General features: G+C 34.9%; 18 protein-coding genes. 11 read left to right on the top strand and 7 right to left on the bottom strand.

What is annotated here, in order from left to right; all coding sequences use genetic code 11:
• The first annotated feature begins 50 nt into the window (after positions 1-50).
• Together mobB and moaA are read left to right on the top strand one after the other, a co-directional pair.
• Positions 51-761, top strand: a complete 711-nt coding sequence (gene mobB / locus K8N75_RS03875; protein WP_223790800.1) for a molybdopterin-guanine dinucleotide biosynthesis protein B — start codon at positions 51-53, stop codon at positions 759-761.
• Positions 748-1,698, top strand: a complete 951-nt coding sequence (gene moaA, locus K8N75_RS03870) for a GTP 3',8-cyclase MoaA (RefSeq protein ID WP_223790799.1) — start codon at positions 748-750, stop codon at positions 1,696-1,698. The genes mobB and moaA overlap by 14 nt, the downstream gene beginning before the upstream one ends.
• 24 nt (positions 1,699-1,722) lie before the next feature.
• Here the strand turns inward: moaA and K8N75_RS03865 are convergent, their stop codons facing one another.
• Together K8N75_RS03865 and nuoE are read right to left on the bottom strand one after the other, a co-directional pair.
• The gene (locus K8N75_RS03865; protein ID WP_223790798.1) at positions 1,723-3,588 is read right to left on the bottom strand and encodes an NADH-quinone oxidoreductase subunit NuoF; all 1,866 of its coding nucleotides are present in this window, start codon (positions 3,586-3,588) and stop codon (positions 1,723-1,725) included.
• A gap of 42 nt (positions 3,589-3,630) precedes the next feature.
• Positions 3,631-4,107 carry an NADH-quinone oxidoreductase subunit NuoE gene (gene nuoE, locus K8N75_RS03860; RefSeq protein ID WP_223790797.1) on the bottom strand — a complete coding sequence of 159 codons (477 nt, stop codon included), beginning with the start codon at positions 4,105-4,107 and terminating at the stop codon, positions 3,631-3,633.
• A 146-nt stretch (positions 4,108-4,253) separates the two neighbouring features.
• Here nuoE and K8N75_RS03855 point away from each other — a divergent pair, with 146 nt between their 5' ends.
• On the top strand, positions 4,254-4,583 hold the full coding sequence (locus K8N75_RS03855) for a carboxymuconolactone decarboxylase family protein (protein WP_223790796.1): 330 nt from the start codon (positions 4,254-4,256) through the stop codon (positions 4,581-4,583).
• Positions 4,584-4,703: 120 nt separating this feature from the next.
• Complete coding sequence (gene fdhD / locus K8N75_RS03850; RefSeq protein ID WP_223790795.1) at positions 4,704-5,456, top strand: formate dehydrogenase accessory sulfurtransferase FdhD; 753 nt, start codon at positions 4,704-4,706, stop codon at positions 5,454-5,456.
• A 42-nt stretch (positions 5,457-5,498) separates the two neighbouring features.
• Here the strand turns inward: fdhD and hxlB are convergent, their stop codons facing one another.
• Positions 5,499-6,083, bottom strand: coding sequence for a 6-phospho-3-hexuloisomerase (gene hxlB, locus K8N75_RS03845; protein WP_223790794.1), 585 nt, complete (start codon positions 6,081-6,083; stop codon positions 5,499-5,501).
• Positions 6,084-6,346: 263 nt separating this feature from the next.
• Between hxlB and K8N75_RS03840 the strand changes: the two genes are divergently transcribed.
• From K8N75_RS03840 to K8N75_RS03815, 6 genes are all read left to right on the top strand, one after another.
• Entirely contained in the window at positions 6,347-7,210 is an 864-nt protein-coding gene (locus K8N75_RS03840; protein WP_223790793.1) for a LysR family transcriptional regulator, read from the top strand.
• A 138-nt stretch (positions 7,211-7,348) separates the two neighbouring features.
• Positions 7,349-8,263 (top strand): carbohydrate kinase family protein, encoded by a 915-nt coding sequence (locus K8N75_RS03835; protein ID WP_223790792.1) that lies wholly within the window; start codon positions 7,349-7,351, stop codon positions 8,261-8,263.
• Between the two features lie 281 nt (positions 8,264-8,544).
• On the top strand, positions 8,545-9,843 hold the full coding sequence (thiC, locus tag K8N75_RS03830; RefSeq protein WP_223790791.1) for a phosphomethylpyrimidine synthase: 1,299 nt from the start codon (positions 8,545-8,547) through the stop codon (positions 9,841-9,843).
• A 252-nt stretch (positions 9,844-10,095) separates the two neighbouring features.
• Positions 10,096-11,673, top strand: coding sequence for a lysine--tRNA ligase (lysS, locus tag K8N75_RS03825; RefSeq protein ID WP_223790790.1), 1,578 nt, complete (start codon positions 10,096-10,098; stop codon positions 11,671-11,673).
• A gap of 53 nt (positions 11,674-11,726) precedes the next feature.
• On the top strand, positions 11,727-12,245 hold the full coding sequence (locus K8N75_RS03820; RefSeq protein WP_223790789.1) for a UGSC family (seleno)protein: 519 nt from the start codon (positions 11,727-11,729) through the stop codon (positions 12,243-12,245).
• A gap of 9 nt (positions 12,246-12,254) precedes the next feature.
• A complete protein-coding gene (locus K8N75_RS03815) occupies positions 12,255-13,430 on the top strand; it encodes a hypothetical protein (RefSeq protein ID WP_223790788.1) in 1,176 nt (391 codons plus the stop codon).
• Positions 13,431-13,457: 27 nt separating this feature from the next.
• On the opposite strand, the gene K8N75_RS03810 is transcribed toward K8N75_RS03815, so the two are convergent.
• The 4 genes from K8N75_RS03810 to polC form a co-directional block, all read right to left on the bottom strand.
• Positions 13,458-14,708 carry a M20 metallopeptidase family protein gene (locus K8N75_RS03810; RefSeq protein ID WP_223790787.1) on the bottom strand — a complete coding sequence of 417 codons (1,251 nt, stop codon included), beginning with the start codon at positions 14,706-14,708 and terminating at the stop codon, positions 13,458-13,460.
• A gap of 82 nt (positions 14,709-14,790) precedes the next feature.
• Positions 14,791-15,147 carry a hypothetical protein gene (locus tag K8N75_RS03805; protein ID WP_223790786.1) on the bottom strand — a complete coding sequence of 119 codons (357 nt, stop codon included), beginning with the start codon at positions 15,145-15,147 and terminating at the stop codon, positions 14,791-14,793.
• A 76-nt stretch (positions 15,148-15,223) separates the two neighbouring features.
• Complete coding sequence (gene nrdD / locus K8N75_RS03800) at positions 15,224-17,494, bottom strand: anaerobic ribonucleoside-triphosphate reductase (protein WP_223790973.1); 2,271 nt, start codon at positions 17,492-17,494, stop codon at positions 15,224-15,226.
• A 263-nt stretch (positions 17,495-17,757) separates the two neighbouring features.
• Complete coding sequence (gene polC / locus K8N75_RS03795) at positions 17,758-21,108, bottom strand: DNA polymerase II large subunit (RefSeq protein ID WP_223790785.1); 3,351 nt, start codon at positions 21,106-21,108, stop codon at positions 17,758-17,760.
• 520 nt (positions 21,109-21,628) lie between these two features.
• Here polC and K8N75_RS03790 point away from each other — a divergent pair.
• On the top strand, positions 21,629-21,790 hold the full coding sequence (locus K8N75_RS03790) for a preprotein translocase subunit Sec61beta (protein WP_048192214.1): 162 nt from the start codon (positions 21,629-21,631) through the stop codon (positions 21,788-21,790).
• The last annotated feature ends 10 nt before the right edge of the window (positions 21,791-21,800 follow it).

The raw sequence follows: 21,800 nt of genomic DNA, 5'->3' as shown, positions 1-21,800 counted from the left end.
AGTAGATACGATAAAATATTCTATGAAATAGTATTTATTAAAGGTGTAGCATGAAGATCATCGCAGTTATCGGAACCAAAAATACAGGTAAAACTACTTTAGTAACCCAAATCGTTAGAGAACTGGTTGAAAGGGGATTTGAAGTGGGTACAGTGAAACATTCACATCATCATTTTGACATGTCAGATAGCGATACTGGGAAACATAAAAAAGCAGGAGCTGCAATTGTAGCAGGTATTGGGGAAGAAACTTTTTTCACAATGAATGAAGGAATGAGTTGGGATAACGTTTTAAGTACAATGAACTTTATTGAAAATCTGGATATTGTAGTATTGGAAGGATTTAAAACATCCCGGTATGCTAAAATATCTACTTCAAATATCAACGATGAATATACCATTGCAAATGTTAAAGTAAAGGAAATGGATGATCTAAAACTGAAATCAATTGTAGATCTTTTATTAGAAAGAAGCTATGGAATGATCAAAGATCTTAATTGTAAAAAATGTGGCTTTGATAGTTGCAACGATTTTGTTAAAGCAAAGATAAATGGAATTCACAATGCAACCACATGTAAGGCAGAATCTGACGAGGTACTTCTCAAGATAGATAATAATGTTATACCTTTGAATCCATTCGTTAGAAATTTTGTTAAAGAAACAATACTGGGAATGGTTAAATCGCTCAAAACAGATGAATTTGGGGCCAATGAATTTGAAAAAATTGAACTTCTGATAAGAGATGACCATGACAAAAAGTAATATAGCAGAAAAGGTAACTGACAAGTTCAAAAGGCCCATGATATCCTTGAGGATATCAATTACGAATCGCTGCAATGTAAAGTGCTTCTACTGCCACCATGACGGTATAGTCCCACAAGACTATGAAATGACATCCAATGAAATTAAAAGAATAGTACAGGTTGCAAAATCAATTGGAATAGACAAAATAAGACTTTCTGGAGGAGAACCATTAATAAGGGAAGATATTATTGATATTGTGGCCAAAATATCATCGGTTGGTTTTCGTGATATTTCTCTTACAACAAATGGTATATTGCTGGGCAAATACGCAGAAAACCTTTATAATGCAGGACTTACACGTGTTAATGTTAGTTTTGACACATTGAACCCTGATACCTACAAGTTTATCACTAAAAGAGATTATATGGAAAATGCCATGGAAGGAATTAAAAAGGCAGTTGAAGCCGGGCTCAATCCAGTTAAAGTTAACATGGTGGTTATGAAGGGAATTAACGACAACGAAATATGGGATATGTTCAATTTTTGCAAGAATAATGGAGCAATACTACAACTTATAGAGCTCTTAAAAACTGAAAATGGCCAAGAATCTGAATTTTTTGAAGAATACCATTTTGATATGGGTGAACTTGAAGATGAACTTCATAAAATTTCTAATCATGTCAAAATTAGAAAATTTATGCAGGATAGAAAAAAATACTTTGTTGATGGTGGAGAAATAGAAATTGTTAGACCAATGGATAACACAGAGTTCTGCAAAAACTGTACAAGGCTTAGGATAACTCCCGATGGCAAGATAAAACCATGTCTCCTAAGAAATGATAACCTTGTTGATCTAATAGAACCTATGCGTAGTGGATTATCAAATAAAAAACTAAAACAAGCTTTTTTAGAGGCAATTCAGAATAGAGAACCTTATTTTACTGATTCATGCTGATAATTGATTTAACTTAAAAAAAATTTAATATTTAGAAACACGTTCAATGGCATTGTACTTACCAGAACAAAGTTCAATACATGTTCCACATTTTATACACTTTTCTTTGTCAATTGAATGTAATTCTTTCTTAATACCTGATACTGCTCCCACAGGACATGATTTAAGACAAAGCATACATCCCTCACACTTTTCCACAATAACCTGATAATCTATTAATTCTTTACAGAGAAGGGCAGGACATTTCTTTTCATTAATATGTGTATCGTATTCCTCTTTAAAAAATTTAATTGTAGTTAATACCGGGTTTGGAGAAGTTTGTCCTAATCCACATAACGATCCATCCTTAATTCCTTCAGCCAATTCAAGGAGCAGATCCATATCCTCAGATTTACCTTTTCCCTGTGTAATATCAGTTAATATGTCCAGCATCTGTTTTGTACCAAGTCTGCATGGAACACATTTACCGCAAGATTCATTTTGAATAAATTCCAGAAAATATCTTGCCACATCAACCATACAACTGGTCTGATCCATTACAACAAGACCTCCAGAACCCATTATAGCCCCTGCCATTGTTAAAGAATCATAATCTATTTTTGTATCCAAAAATGACTCAGGAAGACATCCTCCAGATGGCCCTCCTATCTGAACAGCTTTGAATTTTCCATTGTTAATTATTCCTCCACCAATTTCATCTATAACTTGTCTAAGAGTTGTTCCTAATGGAACTTCTATTAGTCCAGTATTTCTGACATTACCAACCAATGAAAATGTTTTTGTACCCTTACTCTCCTCTGTCCCATATTTAATAAATTGATTATGACCACCTTGCATAATCAATGAGACACTCGCCATTGTTTCTACATTATTAATCACAGTTGGTTTTCCCCAAAGACCATATGTAGTTGGAAAAGGTGGCCTAGTACGTGGCATTCCTCTTTTTCCTTCAATTGAAGCTATTAAAGCAGTTTCTTCCCCACACACAAATGCACCTGCTCCTTCTTTTATTTTTATATTGAAATTAAAGCCTGTGCCTAAAATATCTTCTCCCAGGAATCCCTGTTCCCTCATTTCAGATATTGCATGTTTTAACCTATCAAGGGCGAGTGGATATTCGGCCCTACAGTAAATATAACCCTCTTTTGCCCCAATAGTATACGCGGCAATAACAATACCCTCTAATACTGAATGCGGATCGCTTTCGAGAAGTGATCTATTCATGAAAGCCCCAGGATCACCCTCATCAGCATTGCAGATTAAATATTTTTCATCTTCATCGGAATCAATACAAAATTGCCATTTCATCCACGTTGGGAAACCTGCTCCACCTCTGCCTCTTAATCCTGAAAGTTTTATCTTTTCAATTACTTCTCCTGGTTCAATTTGGAGTGCTCTATTTAATCCGGTGTATCCTCCAACTGCAATGTAGTGCTTGATATTTTCAGGGTCAATGAATCCACAGTTTCTTAATATTCTGCGAACTTGAGGTTTCATAACTGGTATATTAAATAGTTCAGGAATGCCTTCAATTTGTTTCTCACCAAAACTTCCCAGAGCATGTTCAGGCATTGGATCATTGCCCATTATGTAGGTTTTTACAATTTTTTTTGCCAGTTTTGGTGTTACTTCATCATAGAAAATAGCAGGCATTCCCTTCTTTATAACGGTTACTACAGGTTCTAGATAACACAACCCTATACATCCTACATCAATGACTTTAGCAATTTCTCCTTGTTTTTCCAGTTCCGCTTTAAATGTAATCGATATCTCCTGTGCTCCTGCTGATTTTCCGCATGTTGCTGAACCAACTAATATTATAGGAGTATCACCTTCAAATAATGCGTTGTACTCTTCAACTGATTCCGTTACTAATTGATTAAAATTCATTATGGTACCTTTCAATGATTTATTTATATTTATTCATTCGTATTAATTACAATCATTATTCTTAGATTCCCGTTTCATTCGAGAGAAAATCTTTTTAACATCCTTTAAAGTAAGATTAGATTCCACATCTTCATTTACCATTGCGCATGGCGCCAGTGCACAGCATCCGAGACATCCAACAGATTCTAGAGAGTATTCCATATCAAATGTAACTTCTCCCTCTTTTATATCTAAATGTCTCTCAATTCCCTCTATTATCTGTGGTGCACCTTTAACATGACATGCAGTTCCCTTACAAACCATCACATGTTTTTTTCCAACTGGTGTAAACCTGAATTGTGTATAAAAAGTTGCAACTCCATATATTTCACTTTCAGGAATTCCAGCAAATTTTGAAACCGCAATAATAGCCTCTTCAGACAAATAACCTAAGTTAGATTGAATATCTTGTAGAATTGGTATCAAATCTGATTTATCTCCACTGTACTTGGATAATATTTTATTTAAGATCTTACTCATTAAAATTCTCCTTAATAAAATGCATGTGTTTGAATTCTATTGTATAGTTTTTGTATTTTATAAACTCGTTACTCTTAAAATATATTGCATCAAAGTTAGAATATATAATTAAGGTAAAAATTTTTTAAAATTATGGAGGGTATAATTTGTCAGATGAAAAACAAAGTCATGAATTACCAAAACATTACGTTAACATAAGGGAAAGGTTTGAGGAGTACGGCGTAGTATTAAGTGATTTAGGTCGTGTTGTTAGGGAAACAGGCCCCATTGATGAAAAAAATTCGCAGCTCATACAGTTAGCTGCATCTGCAGCAATAAGATCAGAAGGTGCAGTCCATAGCCATACAAGACAAGCCATGGAATCTGGAGCAACAAAAGATGAGATCTACCAATCTCTTTTACTACTCACAAGTACAATTGGTTTTCCTAATGTAGCAGCAGCTATTTCTTGGGCAGAGGACCTTTTTGTTGACTAAATTAGAAATACATTTTTTTTGGAATAGTTTTATGAGAATTGAGAATGATATAACCTATTCTAATTAACACCTCTAAGTAGTATTATCTGATAAGATCATAGATTTCTTAGGAGTTTCAAAATGCTGGAAATGTCTAAACAAGTAAATGCAATAAGATTTGAAGGGAAACCATCCAAAGTAATGGAAACAATTGTGAATGACGAAGAAATTGAAATAACAATTAATAATAGTATTTCAAGAAGATTTTCTATTAGCCCTAATTCACTTCGTGAATTTACTGTGGGTTACCTTCTTGGTGAAGGTTTAACAGAATCAGTGGACAATATTACCGACATTATCATAGAAGACAAAACCATAAAAGCTGAAATTGATTTAGTAGACTTTGACATAAGAAAAGAATTGGTTGTGGGTTCAGATTGTTTTGGTGGATGGAGAACTAAAATCGAATTCATTGGAAAAGTTGAATCAGAGTATACAATTTCAAAAGAAGCTCTTTTTGAAGCATTTAATACGTTGAAAAAAGAAGCAAAAATATGGCAAGAAACTGGTGGTACTCATGTTGCGGGTTTAGTTAGTGAAAACAAGTTCATTGCTATAGAAGATGTCAGTAGGCACGTTGCCGTAGATAAGGTAATTGGTGCTGGCGCTCTAGAAAATTATGATTTTTCCAAAAGTTTCATAGTCTATAGTGGCCGTATGCCTGCGGACATGCTAATTAAAATAGCTAGGGTTGGCATTCCAATTATAGCTTCCAATGCAGCTCCTACATCTTCAGGTGTTTCAGTGGCTGAAGAGGCAGGTGTAACAATGATTGGATTTATGAGGGGAGAAAGATTCAATATTTATTCACATCCTAAAAGAATAGCCCTCTAAATATTTTTTATATTAAAAAATGAAAAAAATGTACCGAATATTTTATTCAAGTACAGTATGCCTCTTTTTCAGATCATCCTCTGTTTTTCCCAATTTATCCATTAGTTGAGCTATAAGCGCGTCTAAGAATATAAGTGTTGATACTTCGAATAAAGTACCCAGTGGGGAAAGTGACAAATGTTTTCCATTCATCTGCCGTTTTATATAATTTTTTTCAGAATCAACTTTAGTACGGCCTTTGATATGTATAACTAGATCTGCCATTTTTCCAAGGGTTGAATCATCATAGGATGTCACTGCAACAATTTTTGAACCTCTTTTCTTTGCGATCTTTGCAGTACTTATTATGTAACTTGTTTCGCCAGATCCTGAAATTGCTAGAAGACAATCATCACCATCTATGGCAGGAGTGATTGTTTCTCCAACAACATAAACACTTATTCCAAGATGCATTAGACGCATTGCAAATGCCCTTGCAACTAGACCAGACCTACCCTGGCCAAGAAGGAATACATTCTTGGAGGATGTTAAAATTTCCATCATTTCTATAATACTTTCTTGATTAGTTTCAGCCGAAACTGCCATTATATTTTCCACTATTTCTTCTATTGCATCGTTTAATATCATTTGTCCACCAGATAAGAATGTTTATTGTTTTTAAATAACAGATTATTTAACGGATTTAAATACAATTCATGAATAACCTTCAATCAAGATATATTTCAAATTAATTCATTTTTTATTCAATATTTTCAATTAAGTTATAGTTCTTATATTTATTTCAAGTAGATCATCATATAAAAATTAAAACCCTATGATGGAAATAGATACATTGAAAGCAAGTATAACATAAATTTAAAATGCAAATATCTTTCGTTTAAAGTGGTCTTATGAAGTATTCTCCCAAACTAAACATGGTTATTAATGGTCATGAATTCAGTTATAAAATTTTTGAAACACTTAAATGTGTATCTAATACATGGTCTCAGCGAGAAGCTGCAAAAAGGCTCGGAATTTCTCATTCTGTTTTAAATCGGCGAATAAGAGAATCTGAAGAAAAGTTTGGTTTAAGATTGGTGGAAACAACAGGAGCCGGTTCTGGTTTGACAGAAAATGGGTATAAAATATTAAATAAATATGAGAAGTATATGATACGGCTGGAAGAAAGGGATAAACCCGTTATTTGTGGAGGCTATATCTCAGCCGGACTTATTGAAGTTTTAGCAGCTGAATATCACCTTGATGTAACCATATATCAAACCGATGACGAAAGTGCTTTAGAACTTGCAAAAAAGGATATGGTAGATATTTTAACGCTTGATGATCCTGTGTGGGCATTCATGCATGATTTAGAATTCATACCCATTGCATATGATTATCTGGTTCTTGTGTCACAAAATCAAGGAAACATCCAAGGAATAGATGATATGAATGGAAAAAATTTTTTAGAAGTACCGGGTTCGTCACAGCGTTTGGCATGGAATACCATGGACAATATGAAAATTAACTATCAAATAGTAAAATTGGTTAAATCTCCATATAATGCATTAAAAACAATTCAAAATGACGAAAAACTCTACACATTTCTTAATAATAGTTTTACAGAAGGATCAGATATTTTAAAAGAAGAAACAAAACATTTAATTAGTCTTGTTTTATGTAACACCGAAAATCGTGTTTTAAAAGATTTTGTAGATTTTGTAACGGGAAATGGGCAGAAAATAGTAGAAAATTCGGGCTTTATTAAAATTTAATATTGTATAATATCTTTAAATTTGGGTTAAATCTTTATAACTTTAGTTTAATTTATTTCCTAATTTCTGAAGTTATTTCAAACAATGCATTAGGTTAATTTTAAATATTCCAAAAATAAAAATATGGCGGGTGATTGATTGAGCAATAAATCAGATTTACTAGCAATTGGGCATACAGCATTCGATTATATAATACAAATAAATGAGTTCCCACAACCTAATACTTCCACTGCAATTAACAAAATGCGTACACTATTTGGTGGGGCTGCTGCAAATGTAGCAGTTGTTGCATCAAATTTAGGACTTAAATCATCCCTAATATCTGCAGTGGGCAGTGATTTCATAAGATCAGAGTATGAGGATAAACTAAAAAATCTCAATATTGATACAGAAGATATGATAGTTATTGAAGATGAAAAAACTCCAACTGCATTCGTTCTAACAGATTCCAATAATGACCAGATAAGCTATTTCTATTGGGGCGCAGCATCTCAATTTAAAAATTCAGAACCACCTCAAAAAGCGATTGACTCTGTTAATGCTGTACATCTTGCAACAGGGGATCCTGGATTTAACAGGAGATCTGGAGAAGTTGCTCATAAACTAGGAAAGCTCATATCCTTCGACCCTGGACAGGACCTTCACATGTACTCCAAAAATGAACTTGAGGATGTATTAAAAATATGTAACATACTATTTGGAAACCATCATGAGATAAAAAGGATACAGGAAACCTTGAAGATGACTATAGACGACCTAATAAATTTTGGGCCTGATATTGTTGTTACAACCCATGGTAAAGATGGAAGTTCAATATGCACAGATGAAGAAATAAAAATAGATGCCATAATAAGAGATACAGTTGACCCAACTGGTGCAGGTGACTCATATCGTGCAGGATTTTTAAATGCATATGTAAAGGGAGAAGACTTGGAAACCTGTGGTAAATTTGCTTCTTCAGTCGCATCATTTATTGTAGAAGCTGAAGGATGTCAAACAAATGTGCCCGATGAAAATATGGTAAGAGATCGAATGGAAAAGATGTGGAAATAGATTTAATTTAGTAGATTAAAACATAATTATGATATTCAGAAAATCAAATAGAAAACCTAGTAAAATATAAAAAGACTAAGTTAATAGTATCATTCGACATAATGATCCTTGGTTTGTTTCATGTATCTTTAACAACACCTATTTTTATGTTGAACATAAAGTAAAATCATAGATTTTGATGTTAAGCTAATAATAAATTAAGCTTTAGAATGATTTTGATATTTTAAACTGAACAGAGAGAATCTTTGGGCAGTAATAATTAAAAAGTGAATGGTGATTCTATGACACAGATGGACGATGCAAGAAAGGGCATAATAACAGAACAAATGAAAGCGGTTGCAAAAATCGAAAATGTTGACGAAGAGTTTATCAGAAAATCAGTTGCTCAGGGAACAATAGCGATCCCAAACAACGTTGGAAGAGATGTTAAACCGGTGGGTATTGGAGCAGGTCTAAGAACTAAGGTAAATGCTACCATTGGAACTTCTACAGATATAAATGATATGGATATGGAAGTTAAAAAAGCCATGATAGCTATGGAAAACAAGGCCGATACCCTTATGGAGCTCAGTGTTGGAGGCGACTTAGATGCCATTAGAAGAAAAATACTCAGCATATCTGATCTGCCAGTTGGAAGTGTACCTCTTTATCAGGCATCCATCGAATGTATAAGGGAACATGGGGCTGCAATATATATGGAGGAAGATGCTGTCTTTAAGGCCATAGAAAAACAAGCTAAAGACGGTATAGATTTCATGGCAATACACTGCTCTGTCAATAAAGAAACCCTTAAAAGGCTTAAGAGGCAGGGTCGTGAAGGCGGTCTTGTAAGCCGTGGTGGGGCATTCATGTCAGCATGGATGGTTCACAATGAAGTTGAAAATCCATTATATAAGAACTATGAATACGTACTTGACATTGCTAAAGAATATGATTTCGTTATAAGCCTTGCAAATGGTATGAGAGCAGGTGCTATAGCAGATTCAACGGACAGGGCACAGGTTCAGGAATTGATTATTCTTGGTGAACTGGTCGATAGAGCAAGGGAAAGAGGAGTTCAGACAATTGTAGAAGGACCGGGACATATTCCTTTGAAGGAAATAGCAACCAATGTTATGGTACAGAAAAAATTATGTAATAATGCTCCATTTTACATGCTTGGACCAATAGTAACAGACATTGCTCCTGCCTATGATCATATAGTATCTTCAATAGGTGCTGCACAGTCAGCTTCTGCTGGAGCAGATTTCATATGTTATGTTACACCTGCGGAACACCTTGCACTTCCAGGACCTGAAGATGTTAAAGAAGGACTTATAGCCAGCAGGATTGGAGCTTACGTTGGTGATATGGCCAAAGGAATACATAATGGTGAACTTGATCTAGTTATGGCAAATGCCCGTAAAAAACTCGATTGGGAAGGCCAGTATGCAGCAGCAATCTGTCCTGCAGATGCCAGAGCAATAAGGGATGCTAAACCTCCAGAAGACCCTGATACCTGTACAATGTGCGGTAGTTACTGTGCAGTTAAACTGGTCAATGAATGGTTGGATGATGCTAGTCAGGATGTATTCGACTAATATCCATCCTTTTTTTATCTTAATTAAACAATATAGCATTTTATTCAAAGATCTATTTTTAGATCTTAATTTTATTTATTTTGATAAGTACTAAGGTATTTTTAATTGAAATGAGGATATCCTTAACCAAGATTTGTTTAAAAATAAATAATTAATTGATTAACTCATATCATTTTTATTCAATTAAAATAAATGGTTAAATAAATCTTACAATATTTTCATAATCTATTATAATCTATAAAGGTGATGTTATTGAAACACTGGATCACAAGGATCGCAGACGAATTAAATGAAAAAGATGTACCAGAGCATGTTGTTGCTAGTGGAACATCCATATCAGGATCTATACATATCGGAAATTCATGTGATATATTCATAGCCAATGCTGTGACCAAAGCCCTTAAAAAAATGGATACAAATTCAAAGACTATATGGATAGCAGATGATCATGACCCATTGAGGAAGGTTCCTTACCCTCTTCCAGAGTCCTATGAAAAATATCTAGGTATACCCTATTCCAAAATACCTTGTCCTGAGGGATGTTGTTCCAACTTTGTTGAACACTTTGAAAAACCCCTTCTAAGCATACTTGAAAAATTTGGAATAGAACTTGAAGTTTATTCTGGTGCCAAAATGTACAAAGAAGGGATGTACGATGAATATATCAGAATTGCTCTTGAAAAAGCCCCGAAAATCAGAGAAATTTTCAATAAATTCCGAGAACATCCTTTAAAAGAAAATTGGCTCCCATATAACCCTATTTGTCAGGAATGTGGACGTGTGAACACCACTTATGCTCACAGTTACGATGGTGACATTGTATTTTACAGTTGTAAATGCGGACATAAGGGCCAAATGGATATTAAAACAGGTGATGGAAAATTAACTTGGCGTGTTGAATGGGCTGCTAGGTGGAAAATATTTGGAATAACATGCGAACCCTTTGGAAAGGATCATGCCGCAAGTGGAGGTTCATACGATGTGAGTAAAATCATATCAAAGGATATCTTTGGTTACGAAGCACCATATCCAGTACCATACGAGTGGATAACACTCAAGGGAGAAGCCATGTCCAAATCTCATGGAGTATTTTTCACACCTGAACAATGGCTCGAAATAGCTGAACCAGAGACGTTGAATTATTTTATATTCCGAAGCAAACCACTGAAACATAAAGATTTCAGCCCTTCAATGCCATTTTTAGATTTCATTGAACAGTACGATCGTGTTGAACGTATATATTATGGAGAAGAAGAAGCATCCTCAGATAAAGAGGAGCAAAAACTTAAAAAAATATACGAAGCATCACAAATCGAAATTTCTGAATCCATGCCATTTCATCCTTCATATAGGTTCATGACTGTTGCATACCAGATAGCAGGCAAAGATCCTGAGAAAGTTTTTGATATATTAAAGAAAAACTCGCAGCTATCAAAATCAATGGCAGAAAAAACATTCGCTGAAATTGATGCTGTTGACGTTGAAAGATTGGAAACCCGAATAAATCATGTTAAAAACTGGCTTGAACTTTATGCACCAGAATTTGTAAAATTCCAGGTACTGAACAAACTTCCAAGAGTTGAAATCAATGATGAACAAAAAGAATTCTTGTTAGAGGTTGCTGATCTTCTTGAAAATGGCAGTTATAACCCAGAGGAATTCCATGATGCATTATACACCATTATCCATAACTTGGAGATCAAACCTCAAAAGGCTTTCCAAGCAATTTATAAGGTGATGACCGGGAAAAAGCAAGGCCCTAGAGCGGCATCATTTGTTTTATCAATTGACAAGGATCTTGTGATTAAGAGATTTAGGTTGGAAGAGTAAAAAAACTCAAACTTCAATTTTTTGTTTTTTTTTAAAATACTGAAAGGGATAAAATGCAAGTAAAAATTGTTGAAAAGGATACTCTAGATCCATTAGGAGCTATAGATCAAGTTAAACTAGTTCTAAATCCAATTCCGCATGATTTTGAGTTTATTTCATTAGTGGATAACACAAAACCTGGAGCAGATATTATTCTGTCTTCATTAGCAGAAAACCTTGGTAATAGAAAATTCATATCTGTAAAAAAGCCAGCAGGGGCTCCTGCAACTTTAGAACAGCTTGAAAACGCTGCTGAAGGAGAACTTGCTTTGATCACTCTTGGAGACTGTGGTTCCTGCTCTAGTTGGGTAATCCTTGATGCTATACGTCTTGAAAAAAAGGGTGTGCCAACAATTTCCATATGTTCCGAAAGATTCACGGAATTCGCACATGAACTTGCAAAATCTCATGGTGCAGAAGATCTTCGCATATTAAGTGTAGAACATCCAATTGCTGGACTTTCAGACAACGAAATCCAAATAAGAACACTGCCTATTATCCCATCACTTAAATATATCCTACAGATCCCATGAAGTGAAAACATGGCCAGAAATAATAAACTACATTCAAATGTGCAGAATTGCAGTTGTTCAATTGATGATATCCTAGAATTGAATGATGCAAAAAATGAGCGACTCTGTAAAAATAGAACAAATGATATTGAGTTTTTTGTAGATCCAGATCCGGAAAAAACCAGTTACAATTTCTACATCCGCAGAATGACAGATGGTCTCCCAATCATACCACCAACTAGAGAAAGAGTTAGAAAATTTCTAAATTATACAGATCTTACTCCAGAAGATATTATTGCAATACTACCACCAAGACAAGGGAAAGCCACAGTTGAAAAAGTAGCAATCAATTCTGTAATGGCAGGATGTCAACCACAATTTATGCCAATGATACAACATGGGATAGAAGCAATTTCGAGCAAAAAATTCAATCTTACAAGTGTTAATGCAACCACCCATCCAGTTTCTGTATGTATGATCCTCAACGGCCCCATTTCTAGAGAAATTGGCGCTGCAAGTGGTGTGGGCTGTCTTGGTCCAGGTAATCTTGCAAATGCCAGTATAGGTAGAGCATTGAGATTATGTTTAATTAATATTGCTGGAGCTGTTCCAGGGATTGGAGACCATGCTACAATGGGATCTCCCGCTAAGTACAGCTACGTATTTGCCGAAGAAGAATCTGAAAATCCATGGGAATCATTACATGTTGAACGTGGTTTTGAACCAGACACAAGTACATCTACAGTTATTGCTGTAGAAGCACCTCACAATGTTAATGATCATCGAAGCACAAATGCAGAAGATCTTTTGGAAACAATATCACACACAGCTTCAACAGCAGGGTGCAACAACAGCCATGTTCCTGGAGAAATCTTAGTGATAATGAGCCCAGAACATGCTAGAACCATCTCAAAAGACGGATTGAATAAATATGATGTAAAAAAATTCTTGCATGAAAATTCTATTGTTCCTGTTGAACATGGAGACAAAGGAGGCAGAAAACTTGATGATAAATGGATTATTGATGATAATGTCCCTATAACACGTTCACCCAAAGATGTAGTTTTGGTTGTAGCTGGTGGAGCTGGAAGACATACCATGATCGCACATGGCTTCGGAACTTCTTCAGAATCAGTAACAAAGCCTATACTATTCAAAAATGATACTCCAGTACATTCCATTCTAGAATACAAAAATAGAAAATAAAAATATTCAAATTTAAGTAGTTTAAATTTAGGAATTGTTTCTAAGATAGTCATATAATAGGTTACATTCTAATCTAGTTGCAAATTTTAAAGACAACTCATCTACTTGAAATCCCTGATGATGATTGGGTTTTGATTGAGATAGTGGATTTTTTAAAGGTGCACTTCCAAAATGCAAGTATAAACCAGGAATTTTCTGAGAAAAATATGAGAAATCTTCTGAACCCGTGGTGGCATGTTTATAATTGAGTTTATCTTTCCCTGCAACTCTTTGAAGAGTGGGTAGCATGTTTTTGCATAGTTCACTATTGTTTCTATTCAATGGATCATGTTGTCCAGGGATAATTTCGACCTCACACCCATGCGCCCTAGCAGTTAAATCTGCTACTTCATTTATACGTTTTAAAAGCAGTTTTTGCGTACTTTCATCAAGAGATCTGATTGTTAAACCCATTTCAGCCGTTTTAGGAATTATATTAACTTTAATGCCCCCATGAAAGTAACCTACAGTAATAACAGCTGCACCTTTCATTAGATCAACTTCTCTACTAATAATGGACTGCAGGGCATTTATGATTGCTGCTCCAGCTAATATAGGATCCTTACCCACCCATGGCATTGAACCATGAGCTTGGATCCCTTTGATTTTGATTATTAAATCGTTTAAACTTGCATGAGTAGTTCCTTTGCTTAATAATACATTTCCAGGATATGCTTTGCTGTAAGGATGTAGTGCAAATATTGCCTGAACATCAGGATTTTTTAATGCACCTTCTTTAACCATTAGTTCAGCACCACCTACCATACCCTGAGGTGCACCCTCTTCTGCAGGTTGGAATAAGAAAACAACTTTTCCATTTAACTCATTTTTAAGTTGACTTAAAACTTTTGCAGTACCTATTGCAGATGCAGCACTTGCATCATGACCACATGCATGGGCAACATAGGTTTTCTGCTTATTATATGTCCCTTTAGACTTTGATGCATAGTCTAAGCCTGTTTCTTCTTTTACTGGCAAGGCATCAAAGTCCGCCCGTAATGAAACCGTAGGTCCGAGATTTTCACCATAAAGCACTGCTTTGATACCTGTTTTGGCAATAGGATATATTACTTCAATTCCATCCATTTCATTTAGACAATCTACAATAAACTGTCCTGATTGAAACTCTTGAAAAGCAAGTTCGGGATGCTGATGAAGCCATTGGAATATCTCGATCTGTTTTTCTTCGAAAGCATTGCACAATTCATTGATCCTTTGGTAAACTACATTCTTATCCATAAACCATCACACACAATTAGTAAAATTCAAATTATCAAAATATTACATAGATTTTCAATTGTATTAAATGTTCCAAAAATTACTACAATGTTTTAACCATCAACTTTCTAGTTGCCCTCTCAATAACTGAAGTTCTTAACATTTCATTCCAATTTTTAAATTCAGTATGTTTCATAATGCATTGATTCCACTCAGCTGTGTCTGTTGCATCTCTAAATTCTATCTCATTTTCTATTTTAAAACTAGTAGATCCAATCATCTTTTCAAAACTTGGAAAATCTGTGTGAGTTTTCATAAAATCCGAAGTAAAAAGTTCATTTTTGATGTAATCCAAATTAATTTCAGAAAATCTAAATTTATCATCATTCATCACATCTATTTCTTTATGAAGATCTTTCATTCTCTTCAGTAGTTTCGATTCGTCAGCTTCAACTGTCATCTCAACTTCTCCATTAAATAGTTCCAAAAAAATTAATCTTTTAAAAAAAATATTAATCAAAAAAATTATAGAGTAGTTAAAGCCTCTTTCTATCCATGAGCTCCCTCATTTTACCCGGATTCCAACCACCCGAAGCTGATCTGGATCGTCCTACTTGTTGAACATATCCTGTGATACGATCGTACCATTCAACTTCTGTTTCTTCACCACAAGTTCCACATTTCGTTTGAAGACCTTTCATAAGTGTTTTACACTTTATACAGAAGCTAAGTGCGGAACTGTAGGCCCAAAATCCTATATCCGAGTTTTTAGCGATTTTGTTAGTTAGACTCATAAGTGAATCTGGGTCGGAATATGATTCTCCCATGAATGCATGGAATATATGACCCCCAAGTGTTAATGGATGGAATTTTTCTTCTATCTTGATCTTCTCTGGCAAGAGAACATCTGAGTTCACAGGCACGTGGGAAGAGTTAGTGTAGTAAGAAGCTACATCATCCCCTTGTAATACTGCTTTGTCTCCAAATTTCTCCTTGTCTAACATTCCAAACCGGTACGCTGTTGATTCTGCCGGGGTCTGGAGAACACTCCATCTGAGGCCTGTTTCATCCTTGAGCTCGTCAGCCCTTTTATTCATATATTTGATTACCTTCAATCCAAATTTCCTTGCATCAGGATCTTCTATTCCTTCTCCACAATGGGCAATTAACATTTCATTTAAACCAACAAAACCAAATGAAAGTGTTGCATTGTTAATACTGTAATATCTGTCTCCTTCTGCTTCCTGTGTAAGGAAAGGTAGTAGATTGTAATTATCTAGGCAGTTCATTGCCTGTTCCCTTCGAAGCATTAAAACTTCTTCTCCAAGGTGCATGTAAGAATCTAGATAATCAAAAACATCGTTATCATCCCGTGAATTGTAGGCTATCCTAGGCAAATTTAATGTAACATAAGCCAGGTTTCCAGTACGGAAACAATCTTTTTGCCATTCCCCTGTCCAGTTGTCACTAAGGGACGTTCTGCAGCCCATATAATTTGCCATCTTTCCCCTATAACTAGGAAGCATATTAACAAAGTAAGCTGTTCCATATTTAGCTGAAAGTTCATGTACAAGTCTTATATCTTCTTCAAATTCATCCTTTAAAACCTCATCTCTTAAAGCATAAATGGTATTTGGGAAAAGGTGTGGTTTTCCATCTGAATCACCGTCTAGAAGAGTTTCTGTAAAAGCTCTTTGAAGGATTCGAGTTTCCTCCTCGTAGTCTCCATATACCCCTACAAGTTTGCCCTTTGGACCATAGGCTGGTTCGTCTTCAAGGAATTTTGGTACTGTAAATTCAAGGTTTATGGATGTGAATGGAACTTGTGATCCTCTAGCTGCGTATGCCATATTTAAATTGTATATGAACATCTGCACTGCCTGTTTAACTTTTTCGTATGGAAGTCCTGAAGCAAATGGTGCTACAAAAACATTCCAAAGACTCATTGATTGCCCTCCACTCATATTCTGCTGGGCTGCGAGCATTATTTCTCCAGAATGGTTCATGAGGGTTTCGATATGATTAGGAGGTCCTGCAACAGATGTGTGATCTCCTGTTCCATCTACCTTAAGACCATGTTTAATAAAAAAACGTAGATCATGCTGTAGACAGTTTAATGGCCTTCCTGCAAAAAATTCAAGATCGTGAATATGAATATCTCCACCTAAATGAGCATCTGCAAGTTCGTTTGGAAGGATTCTTAGCAAAGCATATTGTTTCAGTGCTTCGTCTGCAACGTACTTATGCACAGTTTCAGGGTTGTGTATCATGTTAGCGTTATCACGAGAACCATTTCGTATTAGGTTAGTGATGTTGTAAACCGGTATACCAAGCCTTGTATACTTCTTACGTAGTGTTTCTAGACCGTACTCAACAAGTTTAGTGTTTACAATTTCCCTTATCATTGGAGCAGTTAAATAATCCACATCAAGTTTTTTAAGCTCTTTCCATGTTTCTGTAGCAATCTTTCTAGCTAATTCTCCAGAAGCATCAGTTTCAATAATAAGAGTCTTTTCAATCTTTCTCTGATCAAAGGGTTCTATTGTATCCCTCGAAGTTCTTACCCTAAGAGCATTCGATGCCAGATACTTGTCAGCAATTTTTCTGTCTACCCTTTTAAGGCAATCATAGACCAGTATCTTTATCTCAGCTGTGGATACACCATCATATGCTGATTTTGCAACGTACGAAGAAATCTTCTCCGCAGCCCATAATGGAGCACCTACCATAAGGCATGATTTAACTATCTTTTCGTGTGAGAACCTTTCAAATATTCCGTTATTCTTTATGACACATGTTTGTGCCATTGTAGGAAGAGCAGCAATAATACGCTCGTTCCTTTCAATATCCTCCCTCATTGGCAACACCTGTATTTTATATTAATTTTTATGACTTTTAAATCTTGTTTTTTGCATAGTCTTGGTGTACATATTTAACATGGTTTGAAATCCATCATCCAAAGGATGTTTGTGGATTATAAAAACATTGTTATAGATATACAATTAACCTTCCAAATAATAAATGTTTGGTTTAATACGAATAATAATTTTCACTCCATTAAATATTTTAATTATAGAAACACGTCTAAAGAACTTTGTTTTGACTTATCACTTTCAAATAATGAGTTTATACCTGATTCAATGAGTTCTATCCTCTGAATCAAATAATTATCAATAGGATATCTTTGGGAAAGATCTTTGGATATTTCCAAGTATTTAACAACAGATCCTTTTGATATACTAAGGATTAGATTGTTACCACACACACATTCACCAGAAAGAGGTATTCTCCTATATTTCTTGTTGCATTTTGTACATCGAACTTTTTGCCTTGAAAATGCCCTACTGTTACCTGCCATGTCAGGTAGGAAATGAGACATGAGAACACCTTCAACAACTCCTTTCTGGTCAACCGCTCTGATCCTCTCTGCAAGTTTAATTTGTCCATCAACCTTCTCCTTCATAGTTGGAAGCATCTTATAGAGACAAAGTTTTGGCCCGCTATGGATACTAGATGTCTCATGAGAAAATATTAATCCATGATATTGATCATCAGTTCCAAGTCTCTTCTTAACATTATCAACAAGGTCCAGAACATCAGAGGGTTTTGCAAATTCTAATGTTTTTTCGTAAAGTTCAATTGGAATCTTTGACATTGCATCTATATTGTGCGATTCATCATCTATCTCTTCAGGATCTATCCTAGATGATAAAACCAGTGGTGCATCCATTCTTCCCCCTCTAGTACTGGGAAGGTATACCTTCGAAAAATTTAATAAAGCATCTAATAAAAGCATTATGGAATCTTCGTCACTATCACAGTTTCTTCTTTTAGCAGAATGGAAATATGGGTGTGCATAACAACAAGCAGCCTTTGTAAATCCAACTATCCTTCCTAGAACACCTGCAGATGTATGTGGTGCAAGACCAACAATCAGCTGTCCAATAAGATATTCTCTACTTTTTATATTGTAAAACCTTTCAAGTCCATAAAATTCTTCTAAAAGATCATCAATAAAATTTGAAACTCTTATAAGGTATTCTGCACAATTATCAGATATTACAACATCTTGAATTTTGATTTCAACCATCTGTTCTTCATCTTCAATTTTATTTCCATGAATATCATTAGTATAACCCAATTCTATGAGTTTTTGAGGAGTAACACCTATTTCGCGAGGTATAAAATGTGTCAATGGCAAATTAGTTGAATCATGCCTAATAGTGGCATCTTTGAATGTAAAAACATTATTTTTTGATCGAAGAATTCCTTTTTCAAGAGGTTCTGGGAATTTTTCTTTAGAAATCATTCCTATAACTCCCTTTATTTCATCGATCTTTCTCACACCCACATTTTTATATGCTTTCTTCAATAAATTGGCTAAATTGATTCTTTTCTTTCCAGAACTTGTTGGAACAGTTCTTGCACCACATACTGGACATATTGCCTGCATTGATCCAACACCGCATTCTGTACACTTACATCTGGCAATATCCACGCTGATAATTCCCTTTTTTGCTGCATCAACAATATTACGTCTGCTTCCTCCATTGGTTCCAATGGGGAAAAGTGAATGTGGTGCAGGTTTCATCTTCCTTTCTTTGGTCTTTTCCGGCCTTCCTACTCTTGAACCAAGGTATATTGGTGCTTTTGCCATTATTTTAACTGGAGAAACTTTATTAATTGATTCTAGAGTGGTTGATTCATCGGAAAATGTTATGGGTTCATTAAGTGTTTTTAAAAGTGAGTATGCATGATCATGGGCAATGATCATATTCTCCCCCACAACTTGATGAGGAACACCTAAAACTTCCAAAATTCGTTTTTCAGGTCCCATCTTAATCGTTAAACCGGTAGAAGGATCATTATTTAGAGAATCCTCCTCTTTAGGGGCATTTCCATTTCCCCCATTTATATCCATGTTTATATCACTTATACCAATATTTTCATGTAAAAATGTTACAAGTTGATTAATGTCTTGTCGAGTGATATCATGGTAAAAATATGTATATTTTGGGTGTAGTGGCACATGATATTTCTCAGAAATTTCAAAAGCTCTTTTAGAGTTTATATTAGCTTTTTCTAATGATTTTATATCCATATCTCCTTCTGAGTAAAGGTTGGAATTTTCAATGGTCTGAACCCACCATTCCTCACACCAGCCAGCAGGGAGTAAAATATGGTTATTTCTTAGAAATTCTCCAAATGGTACCAGCATGTCTCCCAACGATATAATTTCATCTACTTGATTTTTTATTTTCTTTCCCTGTTGTTCGGATTCAACCTTAACAACACTACCATCCTTCATCTTGACAATTGGTCCGTCTATACTGTCACATGGTACTACACAGTTTCCTTTTCCCGGTCTTTCAATTTTCATCTGTGTTCCAACAGCTAGAAACTCAACAATTTCCATTGTTGCAGGATGTATACCCATAGCAGCAAGTCCAGCATTTCTTGATCTACCATATCTTAATCTAAAACCTCCCTTGGCCTGCGGATAAGCTAAAACGGGTCTTCCTCCAATTATATCTCTCATATACTTGTCATCTACTTTAGGAGCATCACCGTCATCATCTTTTGGATCAGAAGTTTTAGAAAATTCTCCTAACCATTCCCATCCATCAATTTTTAAGATATTGGCGTATTTTAAAACTTTAGGTGCTTTTTGTATAACTCCTTCTGCAATAGCTAATAGAGCTCCACCTCTTATGTTGTTAGTTTCAACACGTTCCAAATCACGGTGCGAAACTTCTATTTTATCTGTTGGTTCTCCAGTAACTTCTACAGGTATATTTTTTGTAGCTGCTCTGACTTCATCGGGTTTTGGAGAATATTGAAGATTGGTAACCTCTGATTCATAGAGCTCAACCTCTTCAACATACCTTTCAATTTCTGTGTCTGTGGGTTTATATGCATCAAGTCCCAGTGAAATTCTTATATAATCTCCAATAAGAACTGCCATTGCTGCTGCAGTTCCACCTGCGCTCCTTATAGGTCCTGCAAAATAAACTGCAAGATACCATCCACCATCAAAGTTTCTTTTGATTTTCAACTTAGCAATACCTTCCAAAGGTGCAGCAACAACACCTTCTGTTAATATTGCAAGAGCTGTTCTAATTGCCTGGTCAGACTTCTGTTCCTGAACTTCTATGCTATCCTCTCGTCCTTCAACATCTTTTTTTGTAACTATTTCCCTGGCTATTAAGAATGCAACTTCTTCACGAGAGATATCATCTTCTAATTCTTTTATTCTAGCCGCAACCCCTTTGGGCCCAACAAGTCCTTCAACACGTTCAGCAAGATCCTTTGCAAGAGGAATTTCAGGTTCAAGCTCTATATCATGCCCCTTAAGTCTTGCTTCCTTTGCTATTTCATACAGCTTCAAAGTTTCTTCTTCTAAATTTTCGAAGTATCCCATAATATTCCCTTTTCCCATTGATATTGAATTCTATGAATTTAATGTTATTACAAAAACTAATCAAACAAATCTTAATATACAAAAAAATTTTAATAGGGAAATTCTATACTTTATCTATGTATAAAACCACATTTAAACTTTATTAAAAACATTAATATTTAAGTAAGAGACATTATACATCTATTAATTCTGTTTTATCTCAAATAACGGGCCATTGTAAGCTTTTTTTCTAAAATATACTGTTAAATATTATGGGATTTAAAATAAACATATATTTTAATTTAGAAATGAGTATTAAATCATATTTATCTGTTTAAAGTATAAATTCATTTAATTAGCTCTTAGTTATATTTATTTTATATATAATTTATAACAATATTATAACTATGGATATTAAAAAAATTGATTAAAACTATAGTATAAAAACCAGTATAAATATAAAGTTTAAAATCAATAAGATTCAACACAATAAATGAATATTATTGTTAATAATTATTGATCAATTTTAAGTGGTGATTTAATGGCAAAAAAGGATAAACAAGTACTTCCTCCAAGCGGTGCCGGACTCGTTAGATACTTTGAAGAGGAAACTAAGGGACCTAAGCTTACACCAGAACAGGTAGTAATTATGACTATTGTTCTTGCAGTTTTCTGTATTGCGCTGAGGTTTACATACTCGTAGTAGGATTTTT

Origin of the sequence: Methanobacterium spitsbergense (genome assembly GCF_019931065.1) — an archaeon.
Taxonomy (GTDB): domain Archaea; phylum Methanobacteriota; class Methanobacteria; order Methanobacteriales; family Methanobacteriaceae; genus Methanobacterium_B; species Methanobacterium_B spitsbergense.
The sequence above is the reverse complement of the archived record's forward strand: the minus strand, read 5'-3'. Positions and strand labels throughout refer to the sequence as shown.